The organism is Streptomyces lasalocidi, assembly GCF_005280215.1.
In the GTDB taxonomy this organism is placed as follows: domain Bacteria; phylum Actinomycetota; class Actinomycetes; order Streptomycetales; family Streptomycetaceae; genus Streptomyces; species Streptomyces longwoodensis.
Genome location: NZ_SZNQ01000001.1, coordinates 5291810 through 5312038, shown reverse-complemented (window position 1 = coordinate 5312038; position 20229 = coordinate 5291810). Strand labels below are relative to the sequence as shown.

10 protein-coding genes are annotated in these 20229 nt (G+C 72.8%); 8 read left to right on the top strand and 2 right to left on the bottom strand.

Annotated elements, in window-relative coordinates:
* Positions 1–100: 100 nt before the first annotated feature.
* From E4U91_RS24050 to E4U91_RS24040, 3 genes are all read left to right on the top strand, one after another.
* Positions 101–2137 (top strand): M4 family metallopeptidase, encoded by a 2037-nt coding sequence (locus tag E4U91_RS24050; RefSeq protein ID WP_137308756.1) that lies wholly within the window; start codon positions 101–103, stop codon positions 2135–2137.
* Positions 2138–2428: 291 nt separating this feature from the next.
* Positions 2429–4087 (top strand): M4 family metallopeptidase, encoded by a 1659-nt coding sequence (locus tag E4U91_RS24045; protein ID WP_137308755.1) that lies wholly within the window; start codon positions 2429–2431, stop codon positions 4085–4087.
* Between the two features lie 71 nt (positions 4088–4158).
* Complete coding sequence (locus tag E4U91_RS24040) at positions 4159–4686, top strand: DUF1990 domain-containing protein (RefSeq protein ID WP_137308754.1); 528 nt, start codon at positions 4159–4161, stop codon at positions 4684–4686.
* Positions 4687–4711: 25 nt separating this feature from the next.
* On the opposite strand, the gene E4U91_RS24035 is transcribed toward E4U91_RS24040, so the two are convergent.
* Positions 4712–7333 carry a glycosyltransferase family 1 protein gene (locus E4U91_RS24035; protein ID WP_137308753.1) on the bottom strand — a complete coding sequence of 874 codons (2622 nt, stop codon included), beginning with the start codon at positions 7331–7333 and terminating at the stop codon, positions 4712–4714.
* A gap of 260 nt (positions 7334–7593) precedes the next feature.
* Here E4U91_RS24035 and E4U91_RS24030 point away from each other — a divergent pair, with 260 nt between their 5' ends.
* The 5 genes from E4U91_RS24030 to glgB all read left to right on the top strand — a co-directional run bounded on the left by E4U91_RS24030 (position 7594) and on the right by glgB (position 17883).
* On the top strand, positions 7594–8841 hold the full coding sequence (locus tag E4U91_RS24030; RefSeq protein WP_137308752.1) for a S8 family peptidase: 1248 nt from the start codon (positions 7594–7596) through the stop codon (positions 8839–8841).
* Positions 8842–9156: 315 nt separating this feature from the next.
* Complete coding sequence (locus E4U91_RS24025) at positions 9157–11271, top strand: alpha-1,4-glucan--maltose-1-phosphate maltosyltransferase (protein ID WP_137308751.1); 2115 nt, start codon at positions 9157–9159, stop codon at positions 11269–11271.
* On the top strand, positions 11268–12968 hold the full coding sequence (gene treS, locus E4U91_RS24020; protein WP_137308750.1) for a maltose alpha-D-glucosyltransferase: 1701 nt from the start codon (positions 11268–11270) through the stop codon (positions 12966–12968). Before E4U91_RS24025 ends, treS begins: the two co-directional genes overlap by 4 nt.
* Positions 12969–13080: 112 nt before the next feature.
* Entirely contained in the window at positions 13081–14469 is a 1389-nt protein-coding gene (locus E4U91_RS24015; protein WP_137308749.1) for a maltokinase N-terminal cap-like domain-containing protein, read from the top strand.
* Between the two features lie 588 nt (positions 14470–15057).
* Positions 15058–17883 (top strand): 1,4-alpha-glucan branching enzyme, encoded by a 2826-nt coding sequence (glgB, locus tag E4U91_RS24010; protein ID WP_479681760.1) that lies wholly within the window; start codon positions 15058–15060, stop codon positions 17881–17883.
* A 65-nt stretch (positions 17884–17948) separates the two neighbouring features.
* Here the strand turns inward: glgB and E4U91_RS24005 are convergent, their stop codons facing one another.
* Entirely contained in the window at positions 17949–20180 is a 2232-nt protein-coding gene (locus E4U91_RS24005; RefSeq protein WP_137308748.1) for a HelD family protein, read from the bottom strand.
* Between the last annotated feature and the right edge of the window lie 49 nt (positions 20181–20229).

Sequence of the window (20229 nt, the reverse complement as noted above, 5' to 3'; positions counted from 1 at the left end):
GTTCTCCGAGCACTGTGTACGTCCTGTTCTGCCCGGACGGCCCACCCGCCGCCCGGTCTCCCCCGGCCGTGCGACCCACGGCCCGCAGAAGGAGTCAGTGTTGAGCAGCAGGTCCTCACGCAGACGCACCTCCCCCACCCCGTACCGCAGGACCGCGGCCGTCGCCCTCGTCGGCGTCGCGGCCCTGGTCGCGGCCGCCGTGCAGTCGGGCGCCGCGTCCGCCGCCCCCTCCTCGGCATCCGCGGCCGCCCGGCCCGGCGCCGAGTCCGTGCGGCTCACCCCCGCCCAGCGCGCCGAGCTGATACGCAAGGCCGACGCGGCCAAGGCCACCACCGCCAGGGAGCTGGGCCTGGGAGCCCAGGAGGCGCTGGTCGTCCGGGACGTCGTCAAGGACGCCGACGGCACGGTCCACACCCGCTACGAGCGCACCTACGCCGGCCTGCCGGTCCTCGGCGGCGACCTGGTCGTCGACACCGCGAAGTCGGGCGAGACCCGGGGCGTGGTCAAGGCCACCCGCGCCACCGTCAAGGTCGCCTCGCTCACCCCGACCGTCCCCGCGGACCAGGCCCGCAAGCAGGCGCTGCGCCTGGCCGCCGACGCCGGCGCGGACCACGCGGCCGCCGACCGGGCCCCGCGCAAGGTGGTCTGGGCCGCGAACGGCACCCCGGTCCTCGCGTACGAGACGGTGGTGGGCGGCCTCCAGGAGGACGGCACCCCGAACGAGCTGCACGTCGTCACGGACGCCACCACCGGCAAGAAGCTCTACGAGTACCAGGGCATCGAGACCGGCACGGGCAACACCATGTACAGCGGCACGGTGACGCTGGGCACCAGCCAGTCGGGGTCGACGTACACCCTCACCGACACCGCGCGCGGCAACCACAAGACGTACAACCTCAACCGGGGCACCTCCGGCACCGGCACGCTGTTCTCCGGCCCCGACGACGTCTGGGGCAACGGCAGCGCCTCCAACGCGGAGACCGCGGGCGCCGACGCGCACTACGGCGCGGCCCTCACCTGGGACTACTACAAGAACGTGCACGGGCGCAGCGGCATCCGGGGCGACGGCGTGGGCGCGTACTCGCGGGTCCACTACGGCAACAACTACGTCAACGCCTTCTGGTCGGACAGCTGCTTCTGCATGACGTACGGCGACGGCAGCGGCAACACCCACCCGCTGACCGCCATCGACGTGGCCGGGCACGAGATGACGCACGGCGTCACCTCCAACACGGCCGGGCTCAACTACAGCGGCGAGTCCGGCGGCCTGAACGAGGCCACCTCGGACATCTTCGGCACCTCGGTCGAGTTCTACGCCAACAACGCCTCCGACGTCGGTGACTACCTCATCGGCGAGGAGATCGACATCAACGGCAACGGCACCCCGCTGCGCTACATGGACAAGCCCAGCAAGGACGGGGCGTCCAAGGACAGCTGGTACTCGGGCATCGGCTCGGTGGACGTGCACTACTCCTCCGGCCCCGCCAACCACTTCTTCTACCTGCTGAGCGAGGGCAGCGGCGCCAAGGTCATCAACGGCGTCAGCTACAACTCGCCGACCTCGGACGGGCTGCCGGTCACCGGCATCGGCCGGGCCAAGGCGGAGAAGATCTGGTTCCGCGCGCTGAGCACCAAGTTCACCTCGACCACCAACTACGCGGGCGCCCGCACCGGCACCCTGGCGGCGGCCGGCGAGCTGTACGGCACCTCCTCCGCCGAGTACAAGGCGGTCCAGGACGCCTGGGCCGCGGTCGCGGTCGGGGCGCGCTCGGGCGGCGGGGGTGGCGGCACCACCTTCGAGAACACGGCCGACGTGTCGATTCCGGACAACGGAGCCGCGGTCACGTCGTCGATCACCGTCTCCGGCCGGACCGGCAACGCGCCGTCCGCCCTCCAGGTCGCGGTCGACATCGTGCACACCTGGCGCGGTGACCTCGTCGTCGACCTGGTGGCCCCGGACGGCACGGCGTACCGCCTGAAGAGCTTCAGCTCCTCCGACTCCGCGGACAACGTCCAGGCCACGTACACGGTCGACGCGTCCTCCGAAGTCGCCAACGGAACCTGGGCGTTGCGGGTCCAGGACCAGGCGGCGCAGGACACCGGCTACATCAACGCCTGGAGCCTGACCTTCCCGTAGACGGCCAGGTCACGCCACCCGGACAGGGTGCCGCCCCGGGGGTCCGGCCCCCGGGGCGGCGCCCCGGTTTTGCCAGGGCCTTACCGACGGTCTGTTGGCGTTTTACCGAGGTGACGGGCGTTCACATGCCCGCAACGTTCATCGGACAGTCACTTTTCGGCCAACATCACGAGGGGGTCATGACATGTACGCGACCTGCTGTCAGGCTTCCTCTCACCCGCCGCACAACTTCACTCAGATCCCGGTCGGCCGCCCCACGACTGTGCCGGACTCCCCCACGAAGGAGCTTGTGTGACTCCCCTGTACACGCGTCACAAGCGCACCACGCTGGCCATCGCCACCGCCGTCGCGGCCGGTGCGCTGCTGGCCACCGGAGTGACCACCGGCACGGCCGCCGCACAGGCGGACGCCACGGCCGCGGCGACCCCGCTCGCCGCCCCGGTGCAGCTGTCGGCTTCCGCCCGCACCTCGCTGCTGCAGGAGCGGCAGGCGGAGGCGGCCACGACGGCCCAGCAGATAGGCCTCGGCGCCCAGGAGAAGCTGGTCGTCAAGGACGTGGTGAAGGACGCCGACGGCACGGTCCACACCCGCTACGAGCGCACCTACGGGGGCCTGCCGGTCCTCGGCGGCGACCTCGTCGTGCACACCTCGAAGGCCGGCAAGGCCGAGGGCGTCACCAAGGCCACGAAGGCGGCCATCAAGGTCGCCTCGCTCACGCCGAAGATCGCCGCCGGCGCGGCGGAGAAGCAGGCGCTGGGCGCCGCCAAGTCCCTGGGCTCCGACAAGGCCGCGGCCGACGGCGCCCGCAAGGTCATCTGGGCCGGCTCCGGCACCCCCGTCCTCGCCTACGAGACGGTCGTCGGCGGCTTCCAGGACGACGGCACCCCGAACCAGCTGCACGTCATCACCGACGCGGCCACCGGCAAGAAGCTCTACGAGTACCAGGGCGTCGAGAACGCGACCGGCACCGGCAAGACCCTGTACTCCGGCACGGTCAGCCTGACCACCAACCTGTCGGGCTCGACGTACCAGCTGTACGACACCACGCGCGGCGGCCACAAGACGTACAACCTGGCCCGCGGCACCTCCGGCACCGGCAGCCTGTTCACCGACGCCGACAACGTCTGGGGCACCGGCACGGCCTCCAGCTCCTCCTCGGACCAGACGGCCGCCGCGGACGCCGCCTACGGCGCGCAGGAGACCTGGGACTTCTACAAGTCGACGTTCGGCCGCAACGGCATCAAGAACAACGGCGTCGGCGCCTACTCCCGCGTCCACTACAGCAGCGGCTACGTCAACGCGTTCTGGGACGACAGCTGCTTCTGCATGACCTACGGCGACGGCAGCAGCAACACCCACCCGCTGACCTCGCTGGACGTGGCCGGCCACGAGATGAGCCACGGCGTCACCTCGAACACGGCGGGCCTGAACTACTCGGGCGAGTCCGGCGGCCTGAACGAGGCCACCTCGGACATCTTCGGCACGGGCGTGGAGTTCTTCGCGGGCAACTCCTCCGACGTCGGTGACTACCTCATCGGCGAGAAGATCAACATCAACGGCAACGGCACCCCGCTGCGCTACATGGACAAGCCCAGCAAGGACGGCGGCTCCGCCGACTACTGGTCCTCGTCCGTGGGCAACAAGGACGTGCACTACTCGTCCGGCGTCGCGAACCACTTCTTCTACCTGCTGTCCGAGGGCAGCGGCGCGAAGACCATCAACGGCGTGAGCTACAACTCGCCGACCTACAACGGCTCGACGGTCACCGGCATCGGCCGCGCCAAGGCGCTGCAGATCTGGTACAAGGCGCTCACCACGTACATGACCTCGACCACCAAGTACGCGGGCGCCCGCACGGCGACGCTGAACGCGGCGTCGGCCCTGTACGGCTCCACCAGCGCCGAGTACAAGGCGGTGGCCGCGGCCTGGTCGGCGGTCAACGTCAACTAGCCGGCCGGTAGTTGAACGACGGCGGCACCCAGGAAGCCAGGCTTCCGGGTGCCGCCGTACTCTTGGGCACCATGTCCTCGACGTCCTCGGCCTTCACCTACGAAGCCGTCGGCGCGACCCGTCAGGGTCCCGCCGGCTGCCCGCCCGGCTTCCGCCCGATGCAGGTGCGCACCCGCATCGGCGAGGGCGAGGCGCTGTTCCGCCGCGCCGCCGAGGCGGTGCTCACCTGGGAGATGCACCGCGAGCTGGGCGTCGGCATCGACGCCACGGCCGAGCGGGCCGACCCGGGCGTCGACGTCACGGTCACCCTGGCCGGCATGATCAAGGCCCCGTGCCGGGTGGTGTGGACCGTGTCCGAGCCCCGCCGCGCCGGCTGGGCGTACGGCACGCTCAGCGGCCACCCCGAGTGCGGCGAGGAGTCCTTCGTGGTCGACCGCACCGGCGACGGCACGGTCTGGCTGACGGTCACCGCCTTCAGCCGCCCGGCCAAGTGGTACGCCAAGGCGGGCGGCCCGGCGACCCGCGGCCTTCAGCAGGCGTACGCCCGGCGCTGCGGGACGGTCCTGCGGCGCCTGTGCGCGCCGCAGGACGCGGCCTGACCGCCGCCCCGGGGCACCCCCTGCGTCACCGCATCAGCACGCCCGCCGCCTCGACCAGCTCCTGCGAGGGGCCCGCCACCAGGCCCAGCTCCGCGGCGGAGGCCAGCAGCCGGTGGGCGGGCAGCACGCGGACCGTGTAGCCGAACGGGCCCGTGCGGTCCAGGGTGAGGGGCCCCTCGTACACCCAGCGGCCCTCCTGGTCGGCGCCGCCCGCCGGCTTCAGCGGGACCGTCACCGCCTCCGTGATGCGGTCCTCGCTGTCCACGCGGCCCGACAGGGCCTGCACCTCCACGTCGTCGGGACCGAGGCCGCCGAGGCGCACGTGGACGCGCAGGGCGAGGGTGCTGCCCAGTTCCGCGGTGGCGGCGGCCGCCGAGGTCTCGACGTGCTCGACGGTCACCTGCTGCCAGGAGGCCCGCACCCGCTCCTTCCAGTCGGCGAGCTCACGCGCGGTGTCGGCGTCCAGCGCGCGGTGCGCCACGGCGGCCGGGGCGTAGAGCCGCTCGACGTACTCGCGGACCATGCGCCCGGCCAGCACCTTCGGGCCGAGCCGCATCAGGGTCTGGCGGACCATCTCGATCCAGCGGTCCGGCAGCCCCTGGCGGCCCCGCTCGTAGAAGCGCGGGGTGACCCGCTGCTCCAGCAGGTCGTACAGGGCGGCCGCCTCCACGTCGTCCCGGTGGTCCGGGTCGGTGCCGGCGCCGTCCGCGGTGGGGATCGCCCAGCCGAAGTCGGGCTGGAACCACTCGTCCCACCAGCCGTCCAGCACCGACAGGTTGAGACAGCCGTTCAGCGCGGCCTTCATCCCGGAGGTGCCGCACGCCTCCAGCGGGCGCAGCGGATTGTTCAGCCAGATGTCGCAGCCGGGGTAGAGCTTCTGCGCCATCGCCATGTCGTAGTTGGGCAGGAACACGATCCGCCCGCGCACCCGCGGGTCGTCCGCGAACCGCACCAGCTCCTGCACCAGCCGCTTGCCGCCGTCGTCCGCCGGGTGCGCCTTGCCGGCGACCACGATCTGCACCGGCCGCTCGGGGTGCAGCAGCAGCTCCATCAGCCGGTCCCGGTCGCGCAGCATCAGCGTCAGCCGCTTGTACGACGGGACGCGGCGGGCGAAGCCGATGGTCAGCACGTCGGGGTCGAGCACGGAGTCGATCCAGCCCAGCTCGGCGGTGCCGGCGCCGCGCTGCCGCCAGGAGGCCCGCAGCCGGGAGCGCACCTCCTGCACGAGCTGTTCGCGCAGGTCGCGCCGCAGGTCCCAGACCTCCTGGTCCGGGATGTCGGCCACCGCGTCCCAGCGCTCGGAGCCGCCGAGGCTCAGCACGTCCTCGGCGCGCTGGGCGCCGACCTGGCGGGCGCCGAGCCGGAACACCTCGGGGGCCACCCAGGTCGGGGCGTGCACCCCGTTGGTGACCGAGGTGATCGGCACCTCCTCGGGGTCGAACCCCGGCCACAGTCCCGAGAACATCTCCCGGCTGACCTGTCCGTGCAGCAGCGAGACGCCGTTGGCGCGCTGGGCGAGCCGCAGGCCCATCACCGCCATGTTGAACAGGTTGGGCTCGCCGCCCGGGTAGGTCTCCATGCCGAGCCGCAGGACGCGCTCGACGTCGATGCCGGGCAGTTCGGCGTCGGTCCCGAAGTGGTGGGCGACCAGCTCGCGGTCGAAGCGGTCGATGCCGGCCGGGACCGGGGTGTGGGTGGTGAACACGGTGCCGGCCCGCACCGCCTCCAGGGCGGAGTCGAAGTCGAGCCGCTGCTCGTCGCACAGCTCGGCGATCCGCTCCAGGCCGAGGAAACCGGCGTGTCCCTCGTTCGTGTGGAACACCTCGGGCGCCGGGTGACCGGTGAGCCGGCAGTACGTGCGCACCGCCCGCACGCCGCCGATGCCGAGCAGCATCTCCTGCAGCAGCCGGTGCTCGCTGCCGCCGCCGTACAGCCGGTCGGTCACCCCGCGCTCGCCGGGGTCGTTGTCCTCGACGTCGGAGTCCAGCATCAGCAGCGGGACGCGACCGACCTGGGCGAGCCAGATCCGGGCGCGCAGCCGGCGCCCGCCGGGCAGGGCCAGCGCGACGTACGCCGGGCTGCCGTCCTCCTCCTTCAGCAGGCTCACCGGCAGCTCGTTGGGGTCGAGCACCGGGTAGTGCTCCTGCTGCCAGCCGTCCCGGGACAGGCTCTGGCGGAAGTAGCCGTGCCGGTAGAGCAGGCCCACGCCGATGAGCGGCACCCCGAGGTCGCTGGCCGCCTTCAGGTGGTCGCCGGCCAGGATGCCGAGGCCGCCGGAATACTGCGGCAGGGCGGCGGTGATGCCGAACTCGGGCGAGAAGTAGGCGATCGCCGCGGGCAGGCCGTCGGGCTGGGCCTGGTACCAGCGCTCGCCGGTCAGGTAGTCGTTCAGGTCGTCGCAGACCGCGGTGAGCCGGCGCAGGAAGCGGCGGTCCTCGGCCAGCTCGGCCAGGCGCGCGGGGCGCACACTGCCGAGGAGCCGTACGGGATCACCGTCCGAGGCGGCCCAGCGCTCTGGATCCACGGACTGGAACAGGTCACGGGTCTCCGGGTGCCAGGACCAGCGCAGGTTGCGCGCCAGGTCGCTCAGGGGCCTCAGGGGTTCCGGGAGAACGGGTCGGACGGTGAATCGACGGATCGCCTTCACATTCCACCTCGTCGCGCGTGCGGGGGGACACACGGCGCTGTGCGTCCTCGTCGTCACCTCCGACCGTAGTGGTTACTTCGGGGTTGGTGGGGGCGTCTCGGGGGTGACGGGGTGGCGCACGTGGGGGCGCACGCGGTCGATCCGGCCGGTTTCCTCCCCCCGGGCCGTCTTGTGGGCCTTCGTCCGGGCACGAGAGGCTTCCCCCCGGACGCACCCGGCGCAGGGCGGTGTGCGTCGCGTCGAGGGAGGGAACGCGCAGCATGGCTCGCACGCGGAACGGGCGTCCGCGCCGGGCAGGGGGGCTGATCGCAGCGGTCGCGGCCGCGGCGCTGTCGGCCGTCACCCTGCCCGCGCACGCCGTACCGGAGGGGACCGTCGTGGGCGCCGGGGCACCGGGGTCGGTCGGCGGCAGTTACCTCGTGTCGCTGCGGGAGGGGGTGCGGGCCGGCTCCGCGGGGACCCGGCGGACCGTCGAGGGGTACGGGGCGAGAATCGGCCATGTCTACGACGCGGTGCTGCACGGCTACGCCGTCACGGCCCGCCCGGCCCAGGCCCGCCGGCTCGCCGCGGACCCGCTGGTCGCCTCGGTGGTGCAGGACACGCGGGTGGCCGTGGACGGGGTGCCCGCGCCGCGGGCCCGGCGCACCGGGCCGCCGGTGAGGACGCAGCGCAGACCGCCGTCCTGGGGGCTGGACCGCCTGGACCAGCCGCGGCTCCCGCTGGACGGCCGCTACTCGGCCCCGTCCTCGGGCGGCGCCGGGGTCACGGTCTACGTCCTGGACACCGGGGTGCGCGTCAGCCACCGGGAGTTCGGCGGACGCGCGCGGTACGGCCGGGACTTCGTGGACGGGGACCGCACCGCCGCGGACGGCAACGGGCACGGCACGCACATCGCGGCCACGGTCGCCGGGGCCACGTACGGCGTGGCGAAGCGGGCGCAGATCGTCTCGGTGCGGGTGCTGGACGACGAGGGGGCCGGCACCACCGGCCGGGTGATCGCCGGGATCGACTGGGTCACCCGGCACGCCCACCGGCCGGCCGTTGCCGACCTCAGCCTCGGCGGGCCGTACAACGCCCAGCTCGACGCGGCCGTGCGGGCCTCGATCCGGGCGGGGGTCACCTACGTGGTCGCCGCCGGGAACGACGGCGAGGCCGCCGCCCTGCACTCCCCCGCCGACGTGCGCGAGGCGCTCACGGTCGGCGCGACGGGCCGGGGGGACGGGCGCGCCGCGACCTCGAACCTCGGCTCGGCGGTCGACCTGTTCGCCCCGGGCATGTCGATCACGTCCGCGTCCCACCGCAGCGACACGGGCTGCGCGGTGTACTCGGGCACGTCGATGGCGGCGCCGCACGCCGCGGGCGCGGCCGCGCTCTACCTGGGCACCCACCCGCAGGCGTCCCCGGCCGAGGTCGGGCGGGCCCTGGTGGCGGCCGCGGCGCACGGGCGGGTGTCCGGCCGGGGGGCCGGTTCGCCGAACAGGCTCCTCCAGGTGCCGGCCGTCCGCTGAAGCACGGCGGAGCCGGCCGCGGATGTCTCAAATCGGGCGGGTCGGACGGGTCGACATACGGGCGAGTAGTTAGCAACGTGCCGGATTGCCCACCCGAAGAGCATGGGAAGGCTCCTGCGGTGCACGACGGATCATCCGGAAGGTCCCGGGACACGCTCTCGCGTTCCCCGGCAGATCACCCTCCGGAAACATGTTCGGGGCAGCATGGGAAACACGCCTCAGGTACGACCCCTTGCACGTTCCCCGGACCCCCGCAGCACGCACCACCCCCTTCCCTCCGCCCACCACCCCCGTTCGATGCGGACAGGAGCGGTCATGCCCGCCACGCACCACTCGTCAGTACCCCCGACGTCCCGGTCCACCCGGGCCGGTTCCGCGCCCCCGGGGCGCACCCGGCCACCGGCCCCGGACGACACTTCCGCCGGCGCCCGGGACAACGGCCCGGGGACCGCCGTGGGGCGCATACCGGTCCTGGACGTCCGCCCGTGCGTCCAGCACGGACGCCGGCCGGCCAAGGCGGTCGTCGGGGAGTCGTTCGAGGTCTCGGCCACCGTGTTCCGTGAGGGGCACGACGCGGTCGCCGCCAATGTCGTGCTGCGCGACCCGGAGGGCCGTCCGGGGCCCTACACGCCGATGCGCGAGCTGGCCCCCGGCACCGACCGCTGGGGCGCCACCGTGCGCGCCGACGCGCCGGGGACGTGGTCGTACACGGTGGAGGCCTGGGGGAACCCGGTCGCCACCTGGCGGCACCACGCCCAGATCAAGATCCCGGCGGGCCAGGACACGGAGCTGGTGCTGGAGGAGGGCGCCCGCCTGTACGAGCGGGCGGCCGACGGGGTGCCCGAGGACGACGGGCGCGACGTCGTGCGCGCCGCCGTGGAGGGCCTGCGCGACACGTCCCGCCCGGCGGCCTCCCGCCTCGCGGCGGCGCTGGCGCCGGAGGTGGCCGAGGTGCTGTCCCGGCACCCGCTGCGCGACCTGGTGACGGCCTCGGACCCGCTGCCGCTGCTGGTGGAGCGGGAACGGGCGCTGTTCGGGTCCTGGTACGAGTTCTTCCCGCGCTCGGAGGGCACGCCCGAGGAGCCGCACGGCACCTTCCGCACGGCCGCGCGCCGGCTGCCGGCGATCGCCGAGATGGGCTTCGACGTCGTCTACCTGCCACCCATCCACCCCATCGGCACCACGTTCCGCAAGGGCAAGAACAACACGCTCTCGCCCGGCCCGGACGACGTGGGGGTGCCGTGGGCGATCGGCTCGCCGGAGGGCGGGCACGACGCGGTGCACCCGCAGCTGGGCACGCTGGAGGACTTCGAGTGGTTCGTGGAGCAGGCCCGCTCCCTGGACCTGGAGGTCGCCCTGGACTTCGCCCTGCAGTGCTCCCCGGACCACCCGTGGGTGTCCAAGCACCCGGAGTGGTTCCACCACCGTCCCGACGGCACCATCGCCTACGCGGAGAACCCGCCCAAGAAGTACCAGGACATCTACCCCATCGCCTTCGACCAGGACATGGACGGCCTGGTCGCGGAGACGGTGCGGGTGCTGCGGCACTGGATGGACCGCGGGGTGCGCATCTTCCGCGTGGACAACCCCCACACCAAGCCGGTCGTCTTCTGGGAGCGGGTGATCGGCGAGATCAACGCCGCCGACCCCGACGTGATCTTCCTGGCCGAGGCGTTCACCCGCCCGGCGATGATGCACACCCTGGCCCAGGTCGGCTTCCAGCAGTCCTACACCTACTTCACCTGGCGCACCACCAAGGAGGAGCTCACCGAGTACCTGGGCGAGCTGTCGGGCGAGGCGGCCGCGTACATGCGGCCCAACTTCTTCCCCAACACCCCCGACATCCTGCACGCCTACCTCCAGCACGGCGGACGCCCCGCCTTCGAGGTCCGCGCGGTCCTGGCCGCGACCCTGTCGCCGACCTGGGGCATCTACTCCGGCTACGAGCTGTGCGAGAACACCCCGCTGCGCGAGGGCAGCGAGGAGTACCTCGACTCCGAGAAGTACCAGCTGCGCCCGCGCGACTGGGAGGCCGCCGCCCGCGAGGGCCGCACCATCGCCCCCCTCATCACCCGGCTCAACCGGATCCGCCGCGAGAACCCCGCCCTGCAGCAGCTGCGGGACGTGCACTTCCACGAGGCCGACAAGGAGTCGGTGATCGCGTACTCGAAGCGCAGCGGTTCCAACACGGTTCTGGTGGTCGCGAATCTGGATCCCCACCACACCCAGGAGGCAACGGTCTCGTTGGACATGCCGCAACTCGGCCTGGACTGGCACGAGTCGGTGCCGGTGCGCGACGAGCTCACCGGCGAGACCTATCACTGGGGCAGGGCCAACTACGTGCGTCTCGAACCGGGCACCCGCCCCGCGCACGTCTTCACCGTCCTGCGACCGTCCACCCCGCAGACCGGAGGGTCACCCACACGATGATCGTCAACGAGCCCGTATCGGACAAGTTCGAGGACACCCCCGCGAAGGACCGTGATCCCGACTGGTTCAAGCGCGCCGTCTTCTACGAGGTCCTGGTCCGCTCCTTCCAGGACAGCAACGGCGACGGCGTCGGCGACCTCAAGGGCCTCACCGCCAAGCTCGACTACCTCCAGTGGCTCGGCGTCGACTGCCTGTGGCTGCCGCCGTTCTTCAAGTCCCCGCTGCGCGACGGCGGCTACGACGTCTCCGACTACACGTCGGTGCTCCCCGAGTTCGGCGACCTCGCCGACTTCGTGGAGTTCGTCGACGCCGCCCACCAGCGCGGCATGCGCGTCGTCATCGACTTCGTCATGAACCACACCAGCGACCAGCACCCGTGGTTCCAGGAGTCCCGCAAGGACCCCGACGGCCCCTACGGCGACTACTACATGTGGGCCGACGACGACAAGCAGTACCCTGACGCCCGCATCATCTTCGTCGACACCGAGGTCTCCAACTGGACCTTCGACCCGGTGCGCAAGCAGTACTTCTTCCACCGCTTCTTCTCCCACCAGCCGGACCTCAACTACGAGAACCCGGCCGTGCAGGAGGAGATGATCTCCGCGCTGAAGTTCTGGCTGGACCTGGGCATCGACGGCTTCCGGCTGGACGCGGTGCCGTACCTGTACGCCGAGGAGGGCACCAACTGCGAAAACCTCCCGGCGACCCACGAGTTCCTGAAGCGCGTGCGCAAGGAGATCGACGCGCAGTACCCGGACACGGTGATCCTCGCCGAGGCCAACCAGTGGCCCGAGGACGTCGTGGACTACTTCGGCGACTTCGAGTCCGGGGGCGACGAGTGCCACATGGCGTTCCACTTCCCGGTGATGCCGCGCATCTTCATGGCGGTGCGGCGTGAGTCGCGCTACCCGGTCTCGGAGATCCTGGCCAAGACGCCGGCGATCCCGTCGGGCTGCCAGTGGGGCATCTTCCTGCGCAACCACGACGAGCTCACGCTCGAGATGGTCACCGACGAAGAGCGCGACTACATGTACGCGGAGTACGCCAAGGACCCGCGGATGCGGGCCAACATCGGCATCCGCCGCCGGCTCGCGCCGCTGCTGGACAACGACCGCAACCAGATCGAGCTGTTCACCGCCCTGCTGCTGTCCCTGCCCGGCTCGCCGATCCTCTACTACGGCGACGAGATCGGCATGGGCGACAACATCTGGCTCGGCGACCGCGACGCGGTGCGCACCCCGATGCAGTGGACCCCCGACCGCAACGCCGGCTTCTCGTCCAGCGACCCGGGCCGCCTCTACCTGCCGACGATCATGGACCCGGTGTACGGCTACCAGGTCACCAACGTCGAGGCGTCGATGTCCTCGCCCTCGTCGTTGCTGCACTGGACCCGCCGCATGATCGAGATCCGCAAGCAGAACCTGGCCTTCGGCCTCGGCAGCTACACCGAGCTGCCGTCGTCGAACCCGGCGGTGCTGGCCTTCCTGCGGGAGTACGAGGACGACCTCGTGCTGTGCGTGCACAACTTCTCCCGCTTCGCCCAGCCCACCGAGCTGGACCTCAGCCGCTTCCACGGCCGGCATCCCACCGAGCTGTTCGGCGGGGTGCGCTTCCCCGCGATCGGCGAGCTGCCCTACCTGCTCACGCTGGCGGGCCACGGCTTCTACTGGTTCCGGCTGCGCAGGGAAGGCGCGTAGGGCGAAGGGACCCACCTCACAGGCACGGACCCCGGGCAGGGCGGTTTCCTCCGCCCTGCCCGGGGCACGCACTAGTAACAGCCCCGACCGCCCCGGGAAGGGACGTGACGCCATGGCGGAAACGGTCACCACTCGCACTCTGACGACGGGCCCCGGCCTCCTCGCGTCACTCGACCCGTTGTTGCGGGAGTGGCTGCCACGGCAGCGCTGGTTCGCCGGCAAGGGGCGGCCCGTCACGGGATTCTCGCTCGTCGCGGCCACCGAGCTGCTGCCGGCCGGCGGCCCGCTGGGCCTGCACCACCTGCTGGTGCGCGCCCACCAGGGGGCCCCGCACCAGGGCACGGCGCCCGGCGACTGCTACCAGCTGCTCATCGGCGCCCGCGAGGCCCTGCCCCCGCACCTCGCGCCCGCGCTCATCGGCCACGTGACCGAGGGACCGCTGGCCGGCACCACGATCTACGACGCGCTCTACGACACCCGGCCCGCCGAGGTGCTGCTCGAGGCCCTGCGCTCCGGCGCGCGGATCGGCGCCCTGCGCTGCGACCGGGACCCGGCCCAGGAGATACGGGCGGGGCTCGTGCCCCGCCTCGTGACGGCCGAGCAGTCGAACTCGTCCGTCATCTATGGAGATACGTTCATCCTGAAGCTCCTGCGCCGCGTGGTGCCCGGCGTCAACCCGGACCTGGAGCTGCCCCTGGCGCTGGCCCGCGAGGGCTGCCGCCGGGTACCGCCGCCGACCGCGTGGATGCAAGCCGAGCTCGGCGGTGAGCCGTACGTCCTCGGCGTGCTCCAGCCGTTCGTGCAGGGCGCGGCGGACGGCTGGGAGCTGGCGCTGCGCCGGCTCGCCAAGGACGAGGACTTCACCAGGGAGGCGCGGGCGCTCGGGCGGGCCACGGCCGAGGTCCACACCGCGCTGGCCCGGGCCCTGCCCACCACCACCCTGGGCCACGCGCACGTGGACCCGCTGGTGGCCGGCATGATCGAGCGGCTGGAGCAGGCCGCGCAGGCCGTCCCGGCGCTCCGGCCGTACGCACCCGGTCTGCGCACCGCCTACACGGCACTGGCCGACCTCGCGGCCGAGGGCCACACCTGGACCGCGCAGCGCGTCCACGGCGACCTGCACCTCGGGCAGTGCCTGCGGTCGGCGTCCGGCGAGTGGTCGCTGATCGACTTCGAGGGCGAACCGGCCCGCCCGCTGGCCGAGCGGCGGATGCCCCAGCCGATCGAGCGGGACGTCGCGGGGATGCTGCGCTCCTTCGACTACGCGGCCCACTCGGCGGAGAGCCCGGCGCCCGACTGGGCGGCGGCCTGCCGTGCCGCGTACTGCACCGGATACGCCGAGGTCTCCGGCGTGGACCCGCGCACCGACCCGGTGCTGCTGCGGGCCTTCGAGACCGACAAGGCCGTGTACGAGGTCGTCTACGAGGCCCGTCACCGCCCCGACTGGCTCCCCGTGCCGCTGTCCGCGGTGCGGCGGCTCGCCGCGTCCGACCCGTCCTAGCCGTTCCCCAGCCGTCGTCCCAGCTTCGCCCAGGAGGCTTCGTCCGTGACTCCCAGCCCCTCGTCCAGCGGTTCGCACCCGAAGGACTCGAAGAAGGCGGCGGTCAAGAAGACAGCCGAGAAGATCGCGAAGGCCGTGCAGCCGGCGAAGACCGCGAAGCCCTCGAAGACCGCGGGCTCCGCGGTGCCGGCGGAGAGTGCCGAGCAGGCGGTGGCGAAGAAGGCGGTCACGAAGAAGGCCGCCGCCAAGAAGACGGCGGCGGTCGCGAAGAAGACGACCACGGCGAAGACCGCGGCGCCCGCGCGCGCGGCCGGGAAGACGGCCGCGAAGACCACCACCACGGCGGCGAAGCGGACCGCCGTGAAGGCGGCGGCCGGGGAGACCGCGACCGTGAAGAAGGCGGCGGCCAAGAAGGCGGCGGCCAAGAAGGCGGTCACGCAGAAGGCGGCGGTCAAGAAGCCCCCGGCGAAGAAGGCGACGACGGCGAAGAAGGCCGCGGCGAGGACCACGGATCCGGTCGCCGGGACGGCGGCGGTGGCGAAGCAGGCGGCCGCCAAGGCCGCCAAGGCCGCCAAGGGGACGGCCGCGGTGAAGGAGACGGCCGCCCGGACGACGGCCGCCGTGAAGGAGACCGCCGCCAGGAAGGCCGCCGCGGTGAAGGAGACGGCCGCCCGGACGACGGCCGCCGTGAAGGAGACCGCCGCCAGGAAGGCCGCCGCGGTGAAGGAGGCCGCCACCGGGAAGGCGCCCGCCGCGAAGGTGCCCGCGGCCGAGGAGACGGCCGTCGGGCAGGCGGCCGTGAAGAAGGCCCCGGCCAAGAAGGCCCCCGCGAAGAAGGCGACGACGGCGAAGAAGGCCGCACCGGCCAAGAAGACGACGCCGGTCGAGAAGACGACGCCGGTCGAGAAGACGGTGCCGGTCGAGAAGGCGGCGCCGGTCAAGCAGACGACGGCGACCAGGAAGGCCGCGCCGGTCAAGCAGACGACGGCCAAGAAGGCGGCGACGGCCAGGAAGACGGCGACGGCCAGGAAGGCCACGGCCGTGGCGGCCACGCCGGCCGTGGCGGCCACGCCGGCCGTGGCGGCCACGCCGGCCGTGGCACCGGAGCCCGTGCCCACCGCGGCCGAGCCGGCGCCGGCCGTCGCGGCGGAGTCGGTGCCCGCCGTGACGGACGGGCCGGCACCCGCTCCGGCGGTCGCGGCCGAGCCCACCCCCGTCGAGGCCACCGCCCCGCCCGCGCTCACCGCCTACGACCGCGACCGGTTGCTGACCGGGACGCACCACGACCCGCACGGGCTGCTCGGCGCCCACCCGGTGGAGGACGGGGTCGTCTTCCGGGCGTTCCGGCCGTACGCGCGGGCGGTCGCCGTGCTGGCCGGTGAGGTGCGGGCCGACCTGCACGACGAGGGCGACGGGTTCTTCTCCGGCGTGCTGCCGCTGCGCGAGGTGCCGGCCTACCGGCTCCTGGTGACGTACGAGGACACGGTCCAGGAGGTCGAGGACGCCTACCGCTTCCTGCCCACGCTCGGCGAGCTGGACCTGCACCTGATCGGCGAGGGCCGGCACGAGGACCTGTGGACGGTGCTCGGGGCCCACCCGATGACCCACGAGGGCGTGCGCGGCACCCGCTTCTCGGTGTGGGCGCCGAACGCGCGCGGCGTGCGGGTGGCCGGCACCTTCAACTTCTGGGACGGCACCGGTCATCCGATGCGCTCGCTGGGCTCCTCGGGCGTGTGGGAGCTGTTCGTGCCCGGGATCGGCGAGGGCGAGCTGTACAAGTTCGACATCGCGCGGCCCGACGGCTCGCACACCCTGCGCGCCGACCCGATGGCCCGGCGTACCGAGGTGCCGCCGGCCACGTCGTCGATCGTGACGTCCTCGCAGTACGAGTGGGACGACGCCGAGTGGCTGGCGCGGCGCGCCGAACGCCCCGCGCACGAGGCGCCGTTGTCCATCTACGAGGTCCACCTGCCGTCCTGGCGGCCCGGTCTGACGTACCGCCAGCTCGCCGAGCAGCTGCCCGCCTACGTGAAGGAACTCGGCTTCACGCACGTCGAGTTGATGCCGGTCGCCGAGCACCCCTTCGGCGGCTCCTGGGGCTACCAGGTCACCGGCTTCTACGCGCCGACGGCCCGGCTCGGCACCCCGGACGACTTCCGGTACCTGGTCGACCGGCTCCACCAGGCCGGCATCGGCGTCCTGATGGACTGGGTGCCGGCGCACTTCCCGCGCGACGCGTGGGCGCTGGCCGAGTTCGACGGGCGCCCGCTGTACGAGCACGAGGACCCGCTGCGGGCGGCCCACCCCGACTGGGGCACGCTGGAGTTCGACTTCGGGCGCCGCGAGGTGCGCAACTTCCTGGTCGCCAACGCGGTGTACTGGTGCCAGGAGTTCCACATCGACGGGCTGCGCGTGGACGCGGTCGCCTCGATGCTCTACCTCGACTACTCGCGCGAGCCGGGCCAGTGGACGCCCAACGAGCACGGCGGCCGGGAGAACCTGGACGCGGTGGCGTTCCTGCAGGAGATGAACGCCACCGTGTACCGGCGCTGCCCGGGCGTGGTGACCATCGCCGAGGAGTCCACCGCGTGGGACGGCGTCACCCGGGCCACCCACCACCGGGGCCCGAGCGGCTTCGGCGGGCTGGGCTTCGGGCTGAAGTGGAACATGGGCTGGATGCACGACTCGCTGCAGTACATGAGCCACGAGCCGGTGCACCGCAAGTACCACCACCACGAGATGACGTTCTCGATGGTGTACGCGTACAGCGAGAACTACGTGCTGCCGATCTCGCACGACGAGGTGGTCCACGGCAAGGGTTCGCTGGTGTCGAAGATGCCGGGCGACTGGTGGCAGCAGCGCGCCGGCCACCGCGCCTACCTCGGCTACATGTGGTCCCACCCGGGCAAGCAACTTCTGTTCATGGGCCAGGAGTTCGCCCAGGGCGCCGAGTGGTCCGAGGCGCACGGCCCGGACTGGTGGCTGCTCGACCCGGCCTACGGCGCCGAGGCCGACCACCGCGGCGTGCGGGACCTGGTCCGCGACCTCAACGGGGTCTACCGCGACACCCCGGCCCTGTGGGAGCAGGACACCGAACCGGCCGGCTTCCAGTGGGTGACGGGCGACGCGTCCGAGGACAACGTCATCGCGTTCCTGCGCTACGACGCCGACCGCAACCCGCTGCTCGCGGTCAGCAACTTCGCCGCCGTGGTGCGCCCCGACTACCGCCTCGGCGTCCCCGACGACGTGCCGGCCTGGCACGAGGTCCTGAACACCGACGGGGCCCGCTACGGCGGCAGCGACGTCACCAACCCGCACCCGGTCAAGCCGGAGCCCCACCCGTGGCACGGCCTCCCGGCGAGCATCCGGCTGACCCTGCCCCCGCTCGCGACGGTCTGGCTGCGCCCCGCCTGACGGGCCCGGGACGGCCCGGGAGCACACGCACCCGCTCCCGGGCCGTCCCTCACCCGCCCCACCCGCTAGGCGAGCGCGTCGGCCAGGGCCGGGGGCAGTTCTCCGGTGTGGACGACGCCGAGCCGCTGGGTGGCCCGGGTCAGGGCCACGTACAGGTCGCTGGTGTCGTACGCGGCGGGCTCCACCACCAGCACGGAGTCGAACTCCAGGCCCTTGGACTGACGGGGGTCGAGCAGCACCACCGTGCGGGTCAGGTCGGGTTCGGCGCCCGCGGTCACGCCGTCCAGCCGGGCGGCGAGCCGGCGGTGCAGGTCGCGCGGGGCGATCACCGCGAGCCGTCCCTCGGCGGGGGTCAGCTCCTCGACGGCCTTGGCGACCGCGCCGGGCAGGTCGTCGGTGGCGCGCGCCCAGGGCCATACGCCCGTGGAGCGCACCGAGCCGGGCGGCTCGAAGCCGGGGTGCTCGGCGCGCACGACCGCCGCGGCGACCGCCATGATCTCGGCCGGGGTGCGGTAGTTGACGCCGAGCCGGGCGTGCTCCCAGCGGTCCTGCACGTACGGCTGGAGGATGTCCTCCCAGGAGCCGACGCCGGCCGCCTCGGCGGTCTGCACGGGGTCGCCGACCAGCGTCATGGACCGGGTGGGGCTGCGCCGCATCAGCAGCCGCCAGGCCATCGGGGACAGCTCCTGCGCCTCGTCGACGATGATGTGCCCGAAGGCCCAGGTGCGGTCGGCCGCGGCGCGCTCGGCGGCGCTGCGGTGGTCGGCCTCCTCGTGCCGCTCGGCGAAGCGTTCGGCGTCGATGATGTCGTGCGCGGACAGCACCTCGGACCCCTCGGGGTCGTCCTCCTCCTTGTCCTCGAACTCGTAGGTGCGTGAGGCGTAGGAGACGTCCAGCACGCCCTGCGCGTAGGCCACCTGGGCGGAGCGCTCGCGCTCGGCGCGGTCCCGGGCGGCGCGGTCGTCCTCGCCGAGGAGTTCGGCGGCCTCGTCGAGCAGCGGCACGTCGGCCACGGTCCAGGCACGGGTCACCGGGCGGCGCACGGCGGCGGCGTCCGCGTCGTCGAGGTACCCCTCGGGGGCGGCGAGGAAGTCGGCGACCAGCCGCTGCGGGCTGAGCACCGGCCACAGCTGGTCGACGGCCGACCGGACCGCCGGGTTCTCGGCGAGTTCGTCGCGGATCTGGGTGAGGTCGCTCGGATCGAGCAGGCTGGAGCCGTCGTAGGGGTCGGTGCCGACCCGCTCGGCGTACAGCTCGGTGAGGGTGTTGAGGACGTGGCCCTCGAAGTGCTCGCGCGCCACGTTGTGGGGCAGCCCGGTGGCGCGGGTGCGTTCACGGGCGACGTTGACCAGGCCGTCGTCGAGCATCAGGACCTCGCGGTCGTGCTCGACGGTGAGGACCGGGTCGGGCAGGGACTGGCGGTCGCGGACGACGGCGGCGAGGACGTCGGCCATCTCGGCGCGGCCCTTCACGGCGGCCGCCTCCGGGGTGTCGACCGCCGTCGCGCGCACCCCCGGGTACAGCTCGCCGACGGTCGCGAGGAGCACGCCGGTCTCGCCGAGGGAGGGCAGCACCTCGCCGATGTAGCCGAGGAAGGCGGGGTTGGGCCCGACGATGAGCACGGCCCGCTTGGCGAGCAGTTCGCGGTGCTCGTAGAGGAGGTAGGCGGCCCGGTGCAGGGCGACGGCGGTCTTGCCGGTGCCGGGGCCGCCCTCGACGACGAGCACGCCCCGGTGCGGCGCCCGGATGATCTCGTCCTGCTCGGCCTGGATGGTCTGCACGATGTCGCCCATCCGGCCGGTGCGCGCGGAGTCGAGCGCGGCGAGCAGCACGGCGTCGCCGCTCGGGTCCTCGTAGCCGGTGCGGGTGGCGTCGCCGAGGTCGAGGATCTCGTCGTGCAGGGCGGTGACCCGGCGGCCCTGGGTGCTGATGTGCCGGCGGCGGCGCAGGCCCAGCGGGGTGTGGCCGGTGGCCAGGTAGAACGGGCGGGCGACGTCGGCGCGCCAGTCGATGAGGACCGGGGTGCGGTCGGCGTCGTCGGTGCGCAGCCCGATGCGGCCGATGTGGTGGGTGGTGCCGGAGGTCAGGTCGATCCGGCCGAAGCACAGCGAGCCGTCGACGGCGTTCAGCGCGGCCAGCAGCCCGGAGCGCTCGGCGACCAGGATGTCCCGTTCGAGGCGGGCCTGCATGGGGGTGTTGCCCTGGGCGAGCGCGTCCGTGACCCCGGTCTCGGTGTTCTGGCGCAGGGCGTCCACGCGCGTGTACAGGTCGTCGATGAATTCCTGCTCGTCCCGCATTTCACCGTCTGGAAATTCGGTGTTTGACAATTCCGCTCCCGGCCGGATA

Bases quoted from the DNA above. Each gene is read 5' to 3' on its own strand.
- E4U91_RS24005 (WP_137308748.1), bottom strand. From the start codon at position 20,180: ATGCGGGACGAGCAGGAATTCATCGACGACCTGTACACGCGCGTGGAC.
- E4U91_RS24025 (WP_137308751.1), top strand. From the start codon at position 9,157: ATGCCCGCCACGCACCACTCGTCAGTACCCCCGACGTCCCGGTCCACC.
- E4U91_RS24015 (WP_137308749.1), top strand. From the start codon at position 13,081: ATGGCGGAAACGGTCACCACTCGCACTCTGACGACGGGCCCCGGCCTC.
- treS (WP_137308750.1), top strand. From the start codon at position 11,268: ATGATCGTCAACGAGCCCGTATCGGACAAGTTCGAGGACACCCCCGCG.
- E4U91_RS24040 (WP_137308754.1), top strand. From the start codon at position 4,159: ATGTCCTCGACGTCCTCGGCCTTCACCTACGAAGCCGTCGGCGCGACC.
- E4U91_RS24030 (WP_137308752.1), top strand. From the start codon at position 7,594: ATGGCTCGCACGCGGAACGGGCGTCCGCGCCGGGCAGGGGGGCTGATC.